This window comes from Serinicoccus sp. CNJ-927, assembly GCF_001942435.1.
Lineage (GTDB): Bacteria > Actinomycetota > Actinomycetes > Actinomycetales > Dermatophilaceae > Ornithinicoccus > Ornithinicoccus marinus.
Genome location: NZ_MKKF01000025.1, coordinates 1 through 14942, shown reverse-complemented (window position 1 = coordinate 14942; position 14942 = coordinate 1). Strand labels below are relative to the sequence as shown.

Below are 14942 nucleotides of genomic sequence, written 5' to 3'. Positions count from 1 at the left end.
CGACCGTGTCCACGAGGTCAGGGTCGCACGATCCTCATCGCTGATCTCCAGAGCAGGTGACGGCATACGCCATCATCCCATACTGTCAATGAATTAATGCGCGCGACACTAGCGCCAGCGGGTGGCCATCGCGAAGCCCACCATGATGAGCCCCATCCCGATGCCGAGGTTCCAGTAGCGGATCGAGGCGATCGGCCACTGCCCCCCGGTCACGTAGAACACGGCCACCCACAGCACGCCGACGATCATCAGCGCGCACATCACCGGCACGAACCAGGAGGGGTTGCCCGGCAGGCTCTGGGTCTGGGGCGTGGTCTGGCTGGTGCGTTCGGCGCGCTTGCGCGCACCTTCTCGGCCGCGAGACTCGGGCACGTCCGTCTCCTTCGTGGTGGGAGTCGTCAGGATATACGCCCGATACGCTGGGCGGTGATGACCGATGACGTGGGCCAGGGGAGCCCGACGGCGCGCCGTGGGCGGGCCGCCGGCGTGACAGCGGTATGCCTGGCCGCCGGGCTGCTCTTCGGCACCAGCGCCTCGTTGGCCCGGGACGGCGGTGGCGCACCGGCGGATCTCGTCGACCTGATCACCGAGCGCGACGAGCAGGTGCGCGACCTGACCCGGCGTGCGGAGGACCTGGGCGGCGAGGTGGAGCAGCTGCGCGCGCAGCAGGCCTCGAGCGCCGCGGCCGTCGCCGAGCGACGGGCCGACGGGCTGGCGCTGGGCGTGGGGACCGCCGCGGTGACCGGTCCGGCGCTCGGCGTGACCCTCGACGACGCCGGCTACAGCCTGGACACCCTGCCCGAGGGTTACTCCGTCGACGACGTGGTCGTGCACCAGCAGGACCTGCAGGGGGTCGTCAACGCCCTGTGGGCCGGCGGCGCCGAGGCGATCATGGTGCAGGACCAGCGGATCGTGTCGACCAGCGCGGTCCAGTGCGTCGGCAACACCCTCTACCTGCAGGGACGGGTCTACTCCCCGCCCTACACCGTGACCGCCGTGGGCGATCCGGAGGCGATGCGGGCCGCGCTCGGCGCCGATCCGGTGGTGTCCACCTATCGCGACTGGGCCGACGCCGTCGGGCTCGGCTACGAGGTGAAGGACCTCGGGGAGACCGAGCTCCCCGCCTTCGCCGGCACGGTCCGGCCCCAGCACGCCACCGTGACCCAGCGCTGACCACGGGAGTGGGTGCTGCCGGCGCCTACTCGGTCGGGTCGTCCTCGGTGGGCGGGTCCTCCGACGGTGGGTCGTCCGGAGGCCCGGGCTGCGTGGGCTCGGGGTCGGTGGGGACCGGGGGGATGCTCGAGGTCTCGGTCGGCTCCTCCGTCGGCTCCTCGGTCTCCGTGGGCTCCTCGGTGGGCTCCTGCGTCGGGGTGTTCGTGACCGTCTCGGTGATGACCTCGGTCTCGGTCTGCACCGGCTCGGCGGCGACGACGAGGCCCACGGTGCTGCCCTGCTCCACGGTGTCACCGGCCTCGACCGACTGCTCCAGCACCGTCCCGGCGTCGGCCTCGGCGGTGCGGCGCGTCTCGATCTCCCACTCCAGGGTCTGCTCGTCGAGCAGCAGCACCGCCTCGTTCTGGTCCAGACCCACGACGTCGGGCACCTCGACCTCGCCGCTGGCCACGGTCAGGACGATCTCGTCGCCCGGGTCGATCTCCTCGCCCTCGCCGGGGTCGCTGGAGACGACCTGACCGTCCTCCCAGTCCGGGTCGTCGGTCTGCTCGGACTCGCCGCGGACGTTGGTGAAGCCCTCCCGCGCGAGCAGGTCCCGGGCGGCCTGCTCCTCCAGTCCCTGCAGCCGTGGGATGGTCTGCGCCTCCGGGCCGGCCGAGATGGTCAGCTCCACCTGGCCGCCGCGCTCCAGCTCCCCGCCGGGCGGGTCCTGCTCGATGACGATGCCGGGCTCCTCGTCGCTGTTGCGCTGCACCGCGTCCTCGGCGACGGTGAAGCCGGCCTGGGTCAGCGTGGTCCGCGCCTGCGCCTCGGTGCTGCCCACGGTGCTCGGCACCACCAGCATCTCCGGGCCGTCGTCGCCGTTCGGCCCCATCACCTGCCACAGGACCCAGGCGACGCCCGCCAGCGCCACCGCGGCCAGCGCCCCGAGCAGCAGCGCCGCGCCGGGGTGCCGTCGCTCGCGGACCGGCAGCTCGTCGGTGCGCTCGTAGCGGTCGTCGTCCGTCCCGCCGGCCGGGAAGATCCCCGTCGGTTCCTCGGGGTATGCCTGTGGCTCGCGCACCCCGCCGGCCACCGGGACCGCCTGGGTCGCGGCGGCGGACGAGGCCGCGGCGGAAGCAGCACCGGCCGCGGCCGCACCGCCCAGGCCGAGGACCCGGTCGTAGGTCGCCTGCGCCGGCGCGGAGACCGGCTCGTCGGCCCGGGCGGCGTTGAGGTCGGCCCTGAAGGAGCCCGCGTCCTGGTAGCGGTCCTCGGGCTTCTTCTCCAACGCGTGCAGCGAGATCGCGTCCAGCGCCTCCGGCAGCCGCGACCCGTGCGTCGAGGGCGCCTTCGGTGCCTCGCCGAGGTGCTGGTAGACCAGCGAGACCGGGTCGCCCTGGAAGGGCGTGCGCCCGGCGAGCAGCTCGTAGAGCAGGCAGCCGACGGAGTAGAGGTCGGAGCGGCCGTCGACGTCGAGCCCCTGCGCCTGCTCCGGGGAGAGGTAGCGGGCGGTCCCCATGACGGCCTGCGTCTGGGTCATCGTCGCCGCCGTGTCGGCGATGGCGCGGGCGATGCCGAAGTCCATCACCTTGACGGCGCCTGCCTCGGTCACCATGACGTTGGCCGGCTTGATGTCGCGGTGCACGAGGCCGCGCTCGTGGGCATACTCCAGGGCGGAGAGCACGAGCGCGGTGATCCGCGCCGCCTCGTCGGGGTCGAGGGTGCTGTGCTCGTTGAGCAGCTCGCGCAGGGTCTTGCCCTCGACCAGCTCCATGACGATGTAGGGCACCTGGACCGTGGCGCCCCCGGACTCGGTGACCGTCTGCTCGCCGGAGTCGAAGACCCCCACGATCGCGGGGTGCGACAGCCCGGCCGCCGACTGCGCCTCGCGGCGGAAGCGGGACAGGAAGGAGGAGTCGCGGGCGAGGTCGGTGCGCAGCACCTTGATCGCGACCGGTCGCCCGAGACGCAGGTCGTGCCCGAGGTGCACGTCGGCCATACCGCCGCGGCCGATGAGCTCGCCGAGCTCGTAGCGCCCGCCCAGCACCCGGGCCTGCGGCTCCGGCGGCGGGGTGGTCTGCGTGGGGTCGTCGGTCATCGCTGCACTCCTGCCTCCAGCATGGCCCGCGCCACCGGCGCGGCGACGAGACCACCGGTCTCGCCGACCCAGTTGTCGGTCGCGGACTCCACGACGACGGCGACCGCGATCTGCGGGTCGTCGGCGGGCGCGAAGCCGGTGAACCACGCGTGCGCGGCGCCGCTCTCGCCGAACTCCGCGGTGCCGGTCTTGCCTGCCACCTCGATGCCCGGCAGCGCCGCCGACTGCCCCGAGCCGCGTTCGACGACCTGGGTCATCATCTCGGTGAGCTGCTCCGCCGACTCCTGGGAGACGGCGCGCGAGCGCGTCCTCGGCTCGTTGCGCTCGATCACCTCGAGGTCGGAGCCGCGGACCTCCTCCACCAGGTAGGGCGTCATCGTCACCCCGCCGTTGGCGATGGCCGCAGAGATCATCGCCACCTGCAGCGGGGTCTCGCGGACCTCGAACTGGCCGATGCCGGTCAGGGCGAGCTGGGCGTCGTCCATCTCGTCCGGGTAGATCGAGGGGGTCACGCTCATCGGCACCTCCAGCGGCTGGCCGAAGCCGAAGGCCTCGGCCTGCTCCCGGACGGAGTCGGCGCCGAGCTCGCCGGCGAGCCAGGCGAAGGAGGTGTTGCAGGAGACCTGCACCGACTCCGCGAGGGTCGGCCGCCCCTCGGGGTCGCAGGCGGCGCCGCCGAAGTTGGGCAGCTCGGTCTCGGTGTTCGGGAGGGTATACGTCAACCCGCCCTCGAGCTCGGTGTCCGGGGAGTACTCCCCCGACTCCAGCGCGGCCGCCGCGAGGACGAGCTTGAAGGTCGACCCGGGCGGGTAGAGGTCGCCGCCGATCGCGCGGTTGACCAACGGCTCGGCCGGGTCCTCGCTGAGGGAGGTGTAGGCCTCGTCCACGGCGGCCAGCTGGTGGCTCGCCAGGGCGTTGGGGTCGTAGCTGGGCCGGCTGACCATGGCCAGGATCTCGCCGGTCGCCGGGTCCAGCGCGACGGCGGCGCCCCGCCGGTCGCCCAGGGCCTCCGCCGCGGCCGCCTGGACGTCGGGGTCGATGGTCAGCTCGAGCTGGCTCCGGAGGCGGGCGTGCCGGTGACGATGTCGGAGAGGCGCTGGTAGAACAGGCTGTCGTCGGTGCCGGCGAGCACCGGGTCCTCGGCCCGCTCCAGCCCGAGACCGGCGCCGTAGGTGAAGGAGTAGTAGCCGGTGACGTGGGCATACCGCTGCGCCTGGTCGTACCGCCGCAGCCACTCCAGCTCGTCGTTGGTCGGCTCGGAGGTCGCGATCGGGGTGCCGTCCACGAGGATGGCGCCGCGGTCCCGGCTGTAGTTGTCGATGAGGGTGCGGCGGTTGCCGGGGCGCTCGCGCAGGTCCTCCGCCTGGACGAACTGGATCCACGTCGTGGAGATCAGCAGGGCGGTGAACATGGCGAAGACGACCAGGGCCAGCCGACGGATGGGGGTGTTCATGCGCTGGCCCCCTCGCGCTCGGCCTCGTCGATGCTCGGGTCCTGCCGCCGCTCGGAGATGGGGCGGCGGGCGTGGTCGCTGATCCGCAGCAGCAGCGCCACGATGATCCAGTTGGCGAGCAGCGAGGAGCCGCCCGCCGACAGGAAGGGCGTGGTGAGACCGGTCAGCGGGATGACCCGGGTGATGCCGCCGACGATGACGAAGACCTGGAGCGCCACGGTGAAGGACAGGCCGACGGCCAGCAGCTTGCCGAAGCCGTCGCGGGAGCCGATGGCCGTCCGCAGCCCGCGCTCGACGAGCAGGGCGTAGAGCAGGAGCAGCGCGAAGAGCCCGATCATGCCCAGCTCCTCGCCGAAGCTGGCGACGATGTAGTCGCTGTTGGCGTAGTAGGTGATGTAGGGGAAACCGCCGCCCAGTCCAGAGCCGAAGATGCCGCCGTGCGCGAGGCCCATCAGCCCCTTGGCGACCTGGTCGGACTGCTCGGCGGCGAACGGGTCCAGCCACAGCGTGACGCGGGCCTGGACGTGGTCGAAGAGCCGCCAGGCGAGCACGCAGCCCGAGGCGAAGAGCGCCAGCCCGATGACGATCCAGCTGGTGCGCTCGGTCGCGACGTAGAGCATGGCGACGAAGAGCCCGAAGAAGAGCAGCGAGGAGCCCAGGTCGCGTTGCAGCACCAGGATGAGCACCGACAGCATCCAGATGACCAGGATCGGGCCCAGGTCGCGGGCCCGGGGCAGCTGCAGGCCCAGGATGCGGCGCCCGGCGAGGGACAGCGCGTCCCGGGTCGAGACGAGGTAGCCGGCGAAGAAGACGGCGACCGCGATCTTGGCCAGCTCGCCCGGCTGGAAGCTGAACGGCCCGATGCGGATCCACAGGCGTGAGCCGTTCACCGTCTCCCCGATGACCGGCAGCATCGGCAGGAGCAGCAGCACGAAGCCGAGCGCCATGGCGATGTAGGTGTAGCGCCGCAGCACCCGGTGGTCGGGCAGCAGCACGAGCACGGCCGCTGCGATCACCATCGCCAGCCCGGTCCACAGCAGCTGCCGGCTCGCCACGCCGTCGGTGCCCCCGGCCGTCTCCACGAGGTCGATCCGGTGGATCATCACCAGGCCCAGGCCGTTGAGCAGGGTCGCCAGCGGGAGGAGGAGCGGGTCGGCATAACGGGCCCGGGCGCGGAGCACCGCGTGCAGGCCGAGGGCGAGCACGCCGAAGATACCGACGTGCAGCCACACGTCGGCGGGCAGCGCGCCCTCGGCGGTGAGGTTGACGGTGACGTAGGCGAGGGTGACGACCCCGACGGCCAGCACGAGGAGCAGCAGCTCGATGGTGCGGCCGCTGCGCACCTCGAGGCTGGTGACGGTGGAAGGGGTGGGAGTCGTGGCGCTCACGGGCATCCCTCCGGCCACACGACCGTCGCGGTCGGCCCGGTGTCCTCCGAGCCCGTCGGAGCCGCGGTGGCGGTGCTGGTCTCGGTGCCCCCGAGGGCGCTCCCGCCCAGCTCGAGGGAGTCCCGCAGCAGCTCCCGGGCCGGTCCCGACGCCGCCAGCGCTGGGCGTCGGCGAGGCTGTCGGCGGTGACGGTGTCCATGTCGTCCGGGATCTCGGTGCCCTGCGACCCGTCGGCAGGAGCACGGTGGGCACGCAGGCCGCTGCTGTGAGCGCCCGCAGGTCGGCGACGATGCGCTCGGCGTCGTCCTGCCCGTCCGCGGACAGGGTGCCCTGCACCCGGCGCTGGTAGTAGTAGGGCAGCCCCTCGACGGGCAGGTCGGTCTGCTGCTCGGCCGTGGACAGGCTCACCGGCCCGAGGTCCTGGGAGATGCCGCGGTAGATCGTGACCATGCCGTCCTGCTCGCCCACGTAGTACTGCTGCTGGCTCCAGGTCCACGCCGCCCAGCCCCCGGCGACGAGCACCGCGAGCACGGCGACCGTGATGCCGGCCAGCCGCAGCGTCCGGACCCAGGGCCGGCTCTGCTCCTCGGCGAGGACCGGTCCGTCGTCCACGTTGGAGACGCCGGAGGCCTCCCGGGTCAGGGCGGCAGCCTTCTCGGCCGGGCTGAGGTGGCGCAGCGGCCGGTTGCCGCGGCGCTCGCTGGCGGCGCCCACGACCTGCGGCTTGCTCGTGCCCTCGCCCGGGGAGACGGCGTCGGCCACGACGACGGTGACGTTGTCGCGGGTGGAGGCGCGCAGCGCGGTGTGCACGAGCGCGTCGGCGACCTGACCGGGGGTGCGGCCGGGTTCGGCGAGGATCTCGGTGACCACCTCGGTGGAGACGTAGTCGGTCAGCCCGTCGCTGCAGATGAGCACCCGGTCGCCGGAGCGCAGCTCGCGCAGCGACAGGTCGGGGTGGTCCTCGGGGCGGCCGGTGAAGACCCGGGTGACGAGCGAGCGCTGCGGGTGGTGCTGCGCCTCCTCCTGGCTGATCCGGCCCTCGTCGAGCAGCTTCTGCACGAAGGAGTGGTCGGTGGTGATCTGGGTGAGCCGCCCACCGCGCAGGAGGTATGCCCGGGAGTCGCCGATGTTGGCGACGGCCAGCTTGGTGTCGACCCGGAGCATGGCGATGCAGGTGGTGCCCATGCCGTCGGAGTCGGGGTAGACCTCCATGACCTCGGCGAGCCGGTTGTTGGCCTCCTCCAGCGCGTGCTCGAGGATGTCCAGGGCGTCGTCGGCGCCGTGCGACTCCCCGTCGAGGTGGACCAGCTCGCCGACGACGAGGGAGGAGGCGACGTCGCCCGCGGCGTGCCCGCCCATGCCGTCGCAGAGGACGAGCAGCTCGGGCCCGGCATACGCGGAGTCCTCGTTGCGGGCCTTGCTGCCGAGGCCGATGTTGGTGCGCGCGGCGTAGCGCAGGGCGAGGGCCATGGTCAGCGGCGCAGCTCGAGGACGGTCTGGCCGATCCGGATCTGCGCGCCCGGGTCGAGCTTGGCCCCGGTGCCGATCCGGGCCCCGTCGACCTCGGTGCCGTTGGTGGAGCCGAGGTCGTCGGCGTACCACGCGTCGGAGCCGGGGTAGATCCGCAGGTGGCGGCCGGAGGCGTAGTCGTCGGTGAGGACGAGGGAGCACTCGGGGTTGCGGCCGACGAGGACCCCGGAGTCGTGCAGCGGCACCGACGTGCCCCGGAGCCGTCCCTCGGTCACGACGAGGTGGGTCGGGGTGTTGCGTCGTTGCTTGCGGTCCGAGCGGGACTCCGGCCTGCGGGTCGGGCCGGCGTTGCGGGTGAGCACGCGGGTGCCGTAGAGGTCGCCGCGCAGGGCACCGACCACGGCCACGACGAACGCCCAGAGGAGCACCACCACGCCCAGCCGCAGCAGGTTGAGGGTCAGCTCACCCATCAACCCTCCAGCTGGACCGTGATGTGGGTGCGCCCGAGGGTGATGCGGTCGCCGGTGCGCAGCTGCTCGCTGCCGACCTGCTCGCCGTTGAGGTAGGTGCCGTTGGTGGAGCCGAGGTCGCGCAGGATGACCTGCTGGTGCGGCCCGTCGTGGCTGATCCGGATCTCCGCGTGCTTGCGGGAGGCGCCCGGGTCGTCGACGACGACGGTGCACTCCTCGTCGCGGCCGAGGGTGGTGACGGCAGCCGTCAGCGGCACCTGCCGACCGTCGATGTCCAGCGACGGGCCGCTGCGGCGCCGAGGTCGGGAGGACTCGCGGGGGCGCTGGTAGGCCGCCTCCTCGTAGCCGCGGTCGGCGCCGGTCTCCTCGTGACGGGGGCGCTCGCTCTCGGCCCGACGGGCGTCCTGCTCCCGGGCCTGCTCCTCGCGACGGGCGTCCTGCGCCTGCTGGGCCTCGGCGAACTCGCGGGCACCGCCGCGCCCGCCGGAGCCGCGGCGGCCGTCCTTGGCGGCGGGGCGCACCCGGAAGATGCCGGTCTCCAGCTCCTCCCCGGACACCAGCCGGACCTCGAACGGGCCGGGGGCGACATACCGCTGCGCGTCGGCGTGGTCCTCCGCGGCGGCGACGAGCTCGTCGGTGAGGGCGTGGGAGTAGGAGGAGAGGCGCTCGAAGTCGCTCTCGGCCAGCTCGACGGTGAAGACGTTGGGGACCATGGTGCGGCCGGGGCCGAGGACGGCGGCGCGGTCGTCCATGGCGCCGCGCATGGCGGAGGCGATCTCGACCGGCTGGACCTCGGCCTTGAAGACCTTGGCGAAGGGCTGCTTCACGGCGCGCTCGAGCCGCCGCTCGAGCTTGTCGAAGACACCCACGGCCCTCTCCTGACTGGTGGCACGGTTGATGGCTGGCGCCTCGATGGTAGCCGCCACGGGTGGGAGGACCCTGGAGGCTGGCCCGGCGCCCTGGGCCTGTCGGAGGCCCTGGTGGATTAGGGGTGCAGGTGGCCGCGGTGGTAATCTTGTCCGGCACTCGCGCGAGTGGCGGAATAGGCAGACGCGCACGGTTCAGGTCCGTGTGCCCGCAAGGGCGTGGGGGTTCAACTCCCCCCTCGCGCACGTGGGTGAGTTCCCTGAACTACCCGTTTCGGATACCCGAAACTCCCGACCGGATCTGATCCGGCCGGGAGTTTCGTCGTTGCGGGGCTCGGTAGAGCCTGCGAGGTGGTGATCTCGTATGCCCTGGGCCCCGATTCGGGGCCCAGGGCGGGCTTCCGGGCAGGCTGGCGCCGTCGCCGTGCGGGTGACTGGGCCGGTGTTGGAGCGGTCAGTCGCCTCTGCGTTTGCGCCGACCCCGGGTGCGGGTGGCCTTGTCGAGAGGTCGGTCGTCGACGGGTTCGCCGAGGTGGACCTGCCAGGGCTCGGGGAGGCCCCGGACGGTGTGCCAGGCGTGAAGGCGGACGAGGTTGTGCCCGACGAGCGTCACGGCCAGGAGCAGGCCGGTGGCGACGAGGCCGGTCATGCGGAAGAAGCCGCGGTTGAGGTTGAGCCGTTGGAACCGGTTGGCGCCGATGATGCCCTCGACGAGGCTGCGGCGGTTGTAGGACATGGCCCAGCGGGTGCTCTGCCAGGGGTGGTGCTGGCGGTCTCGCTCGAGCACGGTGTCGGAGATCGTGATGGTCTTGCCGCACCCGCATGGTTCGCCGGGGACGCAGGTCGTGGTGGGGATGGTGTGCGGCATCCGCATCGAGGCCGGGGTGTTGGGGCAGCGGACCTTGAAGGGGTGCCCCTCGACGGCTGGTCCCCGGAAGCGTTGGGTGCTGTGCTTCTTGTAGCGTTTGGCGTGGGCGACGAAGCGGTAGGGCTCGCGTGCGTCGTAGGCCTCTCTCCGGCGTGCCTTCTCGCCGGCGGTCAGGCCCGGTTCGGGTGGTTCGAGCTTGCGATGCGTCTGGGGCAGGGCGCTGGTGAAGAGGGTGCCGTCGACCCAGACCGTCCCGGGCTCGGGGCCGGGGCGGACGACGCGCTGGCTCTTGTGCAGGTCCATGGTCAGGGTGATGTTCCGGTCGCGGAGCGGGCGGGCCAGCCGGCTGGCCTTGGCCATGGTGTATCCGCGGTCGAGGAGGACTTCGGCGAACCGGGGCAGGTGGTCGATGATGGTCAGGCAGGCACGGGTGCGGTCTCGGATGCCGGGCCGCAGCGCCAGCCCGGCCGCGAGCTGCGGGACTGGCGCTGCTCCGACCCGGGGGGCGTAGGTGGCGATGTGGGCTTCGTAGCCGAAGAAGTGCTCGGTGGGTCGTCGGTCGGTCGAGGTGCGGTGGCCCCACCGCGCGTCCCGGTCGAAGGAGTAGAAGCTTGCACCGTCAGCGTCGACTTGTCGCTTGTGGGCTCGGGCGAAGCTCTCCACGTCGGTGCCGTCGATCGCCACCGCCGGTGGCCGGTCGAACTCCGGTGGCAGGCTCGCCTGGATGAGTAGGGTGGCGACCTCGTCCTGGGTGACCTGCTCGTAAGGGCAGTCGGTGGGGCAGGCGAGCACCTCACCAGTGTCGTGATCGACGTCGAGCTCATGGTCGTGGTCGACCAGCACGCCGCGAGCGACGACGCGGACGATGGCACGCCAACCGGAGTGGACCCGCTTGTAGCCGATCGCGGTTGTCTCGGGGATGCCGAGTTGGGCCCGCTGGCTGGGCGTCAGTAACTTCAGGGACCGGCATACCCCGGCGGTCGTCACCGGAGGCGTGGAAGAAGAACGCTGCGAGCACGCCGGGCAGCGGGATGAGTCGCGGGCGCCCGGTCCGGAGCTCGGCGGCCGTGCACAGTCGTGAGGCGACGTCGCTGCTGGCGACGGCAACTGCCCGTGCGATCCGTTGGTCGATCGTCATGGGGTTCGCTGGCGTGGCGTCCGAACTCTTTCGGCCGCCGCCCGGTGGCTCGGGTGACCGTCGGCGCCGTCGGCTCATCGCCTTGCCGCCTGGGCGAAGAGTGTCCGGTCGTCGGGTTGCGGCACGAACTGTTGCAGTGAGGTGTACGGCCGCCACGAGGTGAAGCCCGCGATCCGGGTCAGGCCTCCCATCGAGATTTCGTGGCAGAGGTGGTCCACCATCCACGTTGCCCGTAGGCGGGCCGGGGTGATCGTGGGGCATCCGGGTGGGATGTCGGCCTTGCGGAGCATCTCGTGGAAGGGCGAGCGGTCCCACTTGCGGGGCCGGTAGGCCAGGATCGGTGCCTCGGCCTGCTCGGCCAGGAACTCACCCAGGACGAGGTCGTTGGGGGCGGTGACCGGCACGGTGCGCGGATGGTTACCGTGGCGCACTTGCACGCACAGGTAGCCGTGCACGGTCTCTAGGTCGCCGACGTTGGCCTTCCACATCTCGTGCGGGTGCAATCCGGCGCCGAGGCCGAGAGCGAGGTACCCGGTGAAGCGTCTGCGGCGGATCTCGGTGCTCTGGTCGTGGGCGATCTCCCAGAGCCTGGTGATCTGGTCCTTCGTGAAGGGCTCGATGGTTCTCCTCCGCCGCAGCTGGGGAGGGTCCGGCGTCCAGGGCGCCTTCGTGGTGATCTGCCGGGCGAAGCGTCGCAGGTCGGAGCGGCGCGTGGCGCGGGAGGTGACCGACAGGTGTGCGGCACCGACGGTGATGTACCGCTCGACCGCGTCCGGGACGAACATCCGCTCCCGGTCCAGCGGGTAGCCCTCCCGGTGCGCCCAGACGATGAACTGCGACACGGTACGCATCGCCTCGATCGCGTGCCGTTCGCTGCGTGGGTGCACCAGGAGGACGGACTCGCGGGTGAAGCCTGCGACGGGTGCCCACTCATCCCGCGGGATCGCGTTCGGCCGGTAGTTGCGGACCGCCTCTTCAGGATGATCCTCGTCATCGGCGTGGCGGTTGAAGTTTCCGGTTCCAGAAGTGCACTCTGGACGTGCTGAAGACATAGAAGTACCCCCTCGGGTGCTTGCGCAAGTGGTTCAAGGCAGCGAGGTAGTGACTCGCTGAAGAGATCGCGACGAGGTCCGGAGTTGGCGCTCTGGGCCTTTCGCATGTCGGCGCCCTGGCCGATCGACATCACTCCATCGCGCCACCGCGACGTTCGAGGGCGGAAGCCAGGAGGTCGGCGTGCACGGCCGTCACGGAGCGGCCGTCGCTGAGGGCGACGTCGTAGAGCTGTTTTGCCAGCCGGGCGGGGATGCGCGCGTCGAACCGCACGAGCTCGTCAGGGCGGTATTGGCGAGGGTGAGCGGATGGCCGGCCGGTGCGCGCTGGGGGGAGCTCGATGCGGCTCTCTCGCCCTGCCACTGCCCGCTCCAAACTGTCGCCCTGCCGTCGGACGGCTTGTGGCCGTCCATGACAGAGGCGGGTCAGTTCTCTGGTGCCACCGAGCGGCTGCCCGGACGAGTGGCTAACCCCCGCACCGAAGTGCGTGGCTGAGCCTAGATTAGGACGCCGTGCCGGATCTGCCGCGACGGCACGCCGTTCGTGCCTGGAGGCAGTCTGGGCAGCACCGAGCTGCCCTATTGGGCCACAAGCTCTGGCGCTCGTCGGCCATGGTGGGCGCGGCTGGAAGGAAGTTCCGGAACTGGGCTTGTTGGGGCGACACTCGTGGACGCGGACACCGGAGGTCGACGGAGGGGTCACCTCGAATGGTTCAGCGTCTGATGTATAGTTCAGCGAGTGCTGATCAATTACTCTCGTTTGGACGTGACGAACCGATTGGGCCGGGCCATGGCCGACCCGACCCGGTCACGGATGCTGCTGAGGCTGCTTCAGGGGCCGGCCTACCCGGCGGAGCTCGCCCGGGACCTGGAGTTGACGCGGTCGAACGTGTCGAACCACCTGGCCTGCCTGCGGGACTGCGGGATCGCGGTCGCCGTCTCCGAAGGGCGCCGGACCCGGTATGAGATCGCCGACGCGCACCTAGCGCTGGCGCTGACCTCCTTGGTAGAGGTGACCCTCGCGGTGGACGAGAGTGCCCCGTGTCTGGACCCGGGCTGTGCGGTGCCGGGGTGCCGCCCAGGGGAGGGGACGGCGTGATCCTGTCTTCGGTCCTGCAGGCCATCGGCTTGTTCATTGCCACCAACATTGATGACATCATCGTGCTGTCGTTGTTCTTCGCCCGGGGGGCAGGTCAGCGCGGGACCACCGCCCGGATCTTGGCCGGCCAATACCTCGGATTCGCTGCCATTCTGGGTGCGGCAGTGCTGGTGACCGTGGGGGCGGGGGCGTTCCTGCCCCCGGAGGCCATCCCGTACTTCGGGCTCATCCCGTTGGGGTTGGGGCTGTGGGCGGCCTGGCAGCTCTGGCGCGGGGACGACGACGATGACGATGACGAGGCCAAGGTCGAGGGCAAGAACGTCGCGGTGTGGACGGTGGCCGGGGTGACCTTCGCCAACGGCGGGGACAACATCGGGGTCTATGTCCCGGTCTTCCTCAGCGTGGGCACGGCCGGGGTGGTGGCCTACTGCATCGTGTTCCTCGCGCTCGTAGCCGTCCTGGTAGGCGTGGCCAAGTTCGTGGCCACCCGCCGACCGATCGCCGAGGCCCTGGAGCGCTGGGAGCACATCCTGTTCCCCATCGTCCTGATCGGCCTGGGCCTCCTCATCCTCATCAGCGGCGGAGCCTTCGGCCTCTAACCGCTCGTCCTGCCGCGCGCCCACCTCGGTCCGGTCAGTACGTGGGGATCAGAGCATGGAGCCGAGGTCTGAGCCGACGGTGGGGTAAGCGGCGGTCATCGACTTGAGCTGCCTGGTGGTCAGGTCCAGTTTGATCGCGAGGCCGAGGAAGTTGATCAGCTCGGCGTACTCGGGGCCGAGCAGGTGCGCGCCGACGATCTGGTCGTTGGTCCGGTTGATGAGGATCTTGGCCGCGGCGGTGCTCTCCCCGGTGCGGTAGTTGGAGAACCAGCTGCTGGTGTTGTGGTGGCGGACCACCAGGTCGATGCCCTGGTCGCGGGCCTCTTGCTCGAGCAGTCCCACCCTGGCCAGCTCGGGGATGGTGAAAACCGCGGTCGGGATGCCGGCGTAGTCGGGCACGGTCGTGGTGGATTTGAGCAGGTTGGACGCTGCGACCTTGCCCTCGATCACGGCGACCGGGGTCAGCGGCATGCCCGGGGTGTCTGCTGAGTCGCCGGCGGCGTACACGGCCGGGTTGGTGGTGCTCTGCAGGTGGGGGGCGACGGCCAAGCCGTGCTCGTCCCAGGCGACGCCGGCCGTGTCCAGGTCCAGGCTGGTCAACTCGGGCGTCCGGCCGGCGCCGTGCACGACGAGGTCGAAGTCTATCGTCTCGGTGGTGCCTGCCCGGTCCATGGTGACCTGGTAGCCGGTCCCGGACCGCTCGATCGAGGTGATGGTGGTGGAGCGCTGCAGCTCGATCCCGGCCGCGGCGCCACGGGCGATGAGGAGCTCGACCAGGTCAGGGTCGAACGCCTTGAGGGGGCGGGGGCCGCGGTCGATGATGGTGACGGCGGAGCCGGCACGCGCGGCGATGTGGGCGAACTCGAAGGAGACGAAGCCGCCGCCGACGAACAGGATCCGGGGCGGGAGGTCGGGCAGTTCTAGGAAGTCGGTGCTGTCGACCAGGTGCTGCTCGCCTGGGAAACCCAGCGGGCGGGGGCGGGCGCCGGTGGCGATCAGGAAGTGGTTCGCCTCGTAGGGGGCGCCGCCGATGTCGATGCTGTTCCGTCCGGTGAACCGGGCCAGCCCGTGCAGGGTGTCGACGCCGTTGGCCCGCAGGGTGAACCGCCCCGGGTTCAGTGGAGAGTCGTGTGTGCTTCGTCGGCGGTCGCCGTCGAAGGGTTGGGGGCAGCGTAGTGGTCGTGTTCGTACGCTGCGGGTGCGAGGTAGTCGCACCATGAGTGCGGGCGGGTCGTGTTGTACCAGTCGACCCACCGAAGGACTTCGAGCTCGACGTGCTCGAGCGTTTT

At 71.3% G+C, this 14942-nt stretch carries 14 protein-coding genes, 1 tRNA gene and 2 pseudogenes; 4 read left to right on the top strand and 13 right to left on the bottom strand.

Translation table 11 applies throughout. The features are described from left to right. Positions 1-108 precede the first annotated feature (108 nt). The gene (locus tag BJF86_RS09125; RefSeq protein ID WP_075812149.1) at positions 109-372 is read right to left on the bottom strand and encodes a cell division protein CrgA; all 264 of its coding nucleotides are present in this window, start codon (positions 370-372) and stop codon (positions 109-111) included. A 57-nt stretch (positions 373-429) separates the two neighbouring features. Here BJF86_RS09125 and BJF86_RS09120 point away from each other — a divergent pair, with 57 nt between their 5' ends. Beyond that, positions 430-1173: a DUF881 domain-containing protein gene (locus BJF86_RS09120; protein ID WP_075818399.1), complete on the top strand. Its 744-nt coding sequence runs from the start codon at positions 430-432 to the stop codon at positions 1171-1173. Between the two features lie 25 nt (positions 1174-1198). Here BJF86_RS09120 and pknB read toward each other — a convergent pair whose 3' ends face one another. The 7 genes and pseudogenes from pknB to BJF86_RS09090 form a co-directional block, all read right to left on the bottom strand. After that, entirely contained in the window at positions 1199-3253 is a 2055-nt protein-coding gene (pknB, locus tag BJF86_RS09115) for a Stk1 family PASTA domain-containing Ser/Thr kinase (RefSeq protein ID WP_075818397.1), read from the bottom strand. After that, entirely contained in the window at positions 3250-4197 is a 948-nt protein-coding gene (locus BJF86_RS09110; protein WP_321166170.1) for a penicillin-binding transpeptidase domain-containing protein, read from the bottom strand. The genes pknB and BJF86_RS09110 overlap by 4 nt, the downstream gene beginning before the upstream one ends. Before the next feature lie 98 nt (positions 4198-4295). Then, positions 4296-4706, bottom strand: a complete 411-nt coding sequence (locus BJF86_RS19575; RefSeq protein WP_321166169.1) for a hypothetical protein — start codon at positions 4704-4706, stop codon at positions 4296-4298. Further along, the gene (locus BJF86_RS18865) at positions 4703-6100 is read right to left on the bottom strand and encodes an FtsW/RodA/SpoVE family cell cycle protein (protein ID WP_075818403.1); all 1398 of its coding nucleotides are present in this window, start codon (positions 6098-6100) and stop codon (positions 4703-4705) included. The genes BJF86_RS19575 and BJF86_RS18865 overlap by 4 nt, the downstream gene beginning before the upstream one ends. An 825-nt stretch (positions 6101-6925) precedes the next feature. After that, positions 6926-7453, bottom strand: a pseudogene (locus BJF86_RS18860) (PP2C family protein-serine/threonine phosphatase); the annotation flags it as partial. Between the two features lie 113 nt (positions 7454-7566). Then, positions 7567-8034: an FHA domain-containing protein gene (locus tag BJF86_RS09095; protein WP_022923427.1), complete on the bottom strand. Its 468-nt coding sequence runs from the start codon at positions 8032-8034 to the stop codon at positions 7567-7569. Next, the gene (locus tag BJF86_RS09090) at positions 8034-8903 is read right to left on the bottom strand and encodes an FhaA domain-containing protein (RefSeq protein WP_075818395.1); all 870 of its coding nucleotides are present in this window, start codon (positions 8901-8903) and stop codon (positions 8034-8036) included. Before BJF86_RS09090 ends, BJF86_RS09095 begins: the two co-directional genes overlap by 1 nt. Positions 8904-9062: 159 nt before the next feature. Here BJF86_RS09090 and BJF86_RS09085 point away from each other — a divergent pair. Then, positions 9063-9146, top strand: a tRNA-Leu gene (locus tag BJF86_RS09085). Positions 9147-9354: 208 nt separating this feature from the next. Here the strand turns inward: BJF86_RS09085 and BJF86_RS09080 are convergent. From BJF86_RS09080 to BJF86_RS17950, 3 genes are all read right to left on the bottom strand, one after another. Next, a complete protein-coding gene (locus BJF86_RS09080; protein WP_143553782.1) occupies positions 9355-10755 on the bottom strand; it encodes a transposase in 1401 nt (466 codons plus the stop codon). 225 nt (positions 10756-10980) lie between these two features. Then, positions 10981-11748 (bottom strand): site-specific integrase, encoded by a 768-nt coding sequence (locus tag BJF86_RS09075; protein WP_158068402.1) that lies wholly within the window; start codon positions 11746-11748, stop codon positions 10981-10983. 340 nt (positions 11749-12088) lie between these two features. Then, positions 12089-12229, bottom strand: a complete 141-nt coding sequence (locus tag BJF86_RS17950) for a hypothetical protein (protein ID WP_158068401.1) — start codon at positions 12227-12229, stop codon at positions 12089-12091. Positions 12230-12694: 465 nt separating this feature from the next. On the opposite strand from BJF86_RS17950, the gene cmtR reads away from it, so the two are divergent. After that, complete coding sequence (cmtR, locus tag BJF86_RS09065; protein WP_075818386.1) at positions 12695-13054, top strand: Cd(II)/Pb(II)-sensing metalloregulatory transcriptional regulator CmtR; 360 nt, start codon at positions 12695-12697, stop codon at positions 13052-13054. After that, positions 13051-13653, top strand: a complete 603-nt coding sequence (locus tag BJF86_RS09060) for a cadmium resistance transporter (RefSeq protein ID WP_075818401.1) — start codon at positions 13051-13053, stop codon at positions 13651-13653. Before cmtR ends, BJF86_RS09060 begins: the two co-directional genes overlap by 4 nt. Before the next feature lie 48 nt (positions 13654-13701). Here BJF86_RS09060 and BJF86_RS09055 read toward each other — a convergent pair whose 3' ends face one another. Both BJF86_RS09055 and BJF86_RS19810 read right to left on the bottom strand, forming a co-directional pair. Next, positions 13702-14871 carry a dihydrolipoyl dehydrogenase family protein gene (locus BJF86_RS09055; protein ID WP_083652899.1) on the bottom strand — a complete coding sequence of 390 codons (1170 nt, stop codon included), beginning with the start codon at positions 14869-14871 and terminating at the stop codon, positions 13702-13704. A gap of 20 nt (positions 14872-14891) precedes the next feature. Further along, positions 14892-14942: pseudogene (locus BJF86_RS19810) on the bottom strand (hypothetical protein); the annotation flags it as partial.

Bases quoted from the DNA above. Each gene is read 5' to 3' on its own strand.
- BJF86_RS09120 (WP_075818399.1), top strand. From the start codon at position 430: ATGACCGATGACGTGGGCCAGGGGAGCCCGACGGCGCGCCGTGGGCGG.
- pknB (WP_075818397.1), bottom strand. From the start codon at position 3,253: ATGACCGACGACCCCACGCAGACCACCCCGCCGCCGGAGCCGCAGGCC.
- BJF86_RS09110 (WP_321166170.1), bottom strand. From the start codon at position 4,197: ATGGTCAGCCGGCCCAGCTACGACCCCAACGCCCTGGCGAGCCACCAG.
- BJF86_RS19575 (WP_321166169.1), bottom strand. From the start codon at position 4,706: ATGAACACCCCCATCCGTCGGCTGGCCCTGGTCGTCTTCGCCATGTTC.
- BJF86_RS18865 (WP_075818403.1), bottom strand. From the start codon at position 6,100: ATGCCCGTGAGCGCCACGACTCCCACCCCTTCCACCGTCACCAGCCTC.
- BJF86_RS09095 (WP_022923427.1), bottom strand. From the start codon at position 8,034: ATGGGTGAGCTGACCCTCAACCTGCTGCGGCTGGGCGTGGTGGTGCTC.
- BJF86_RS09055 (WP_083652899.1), bottom strand. From the start codon at position 14,871: ATGGTGCGACTACCTCGCACCCGCAGCGTACGAACACGACCACTACGC.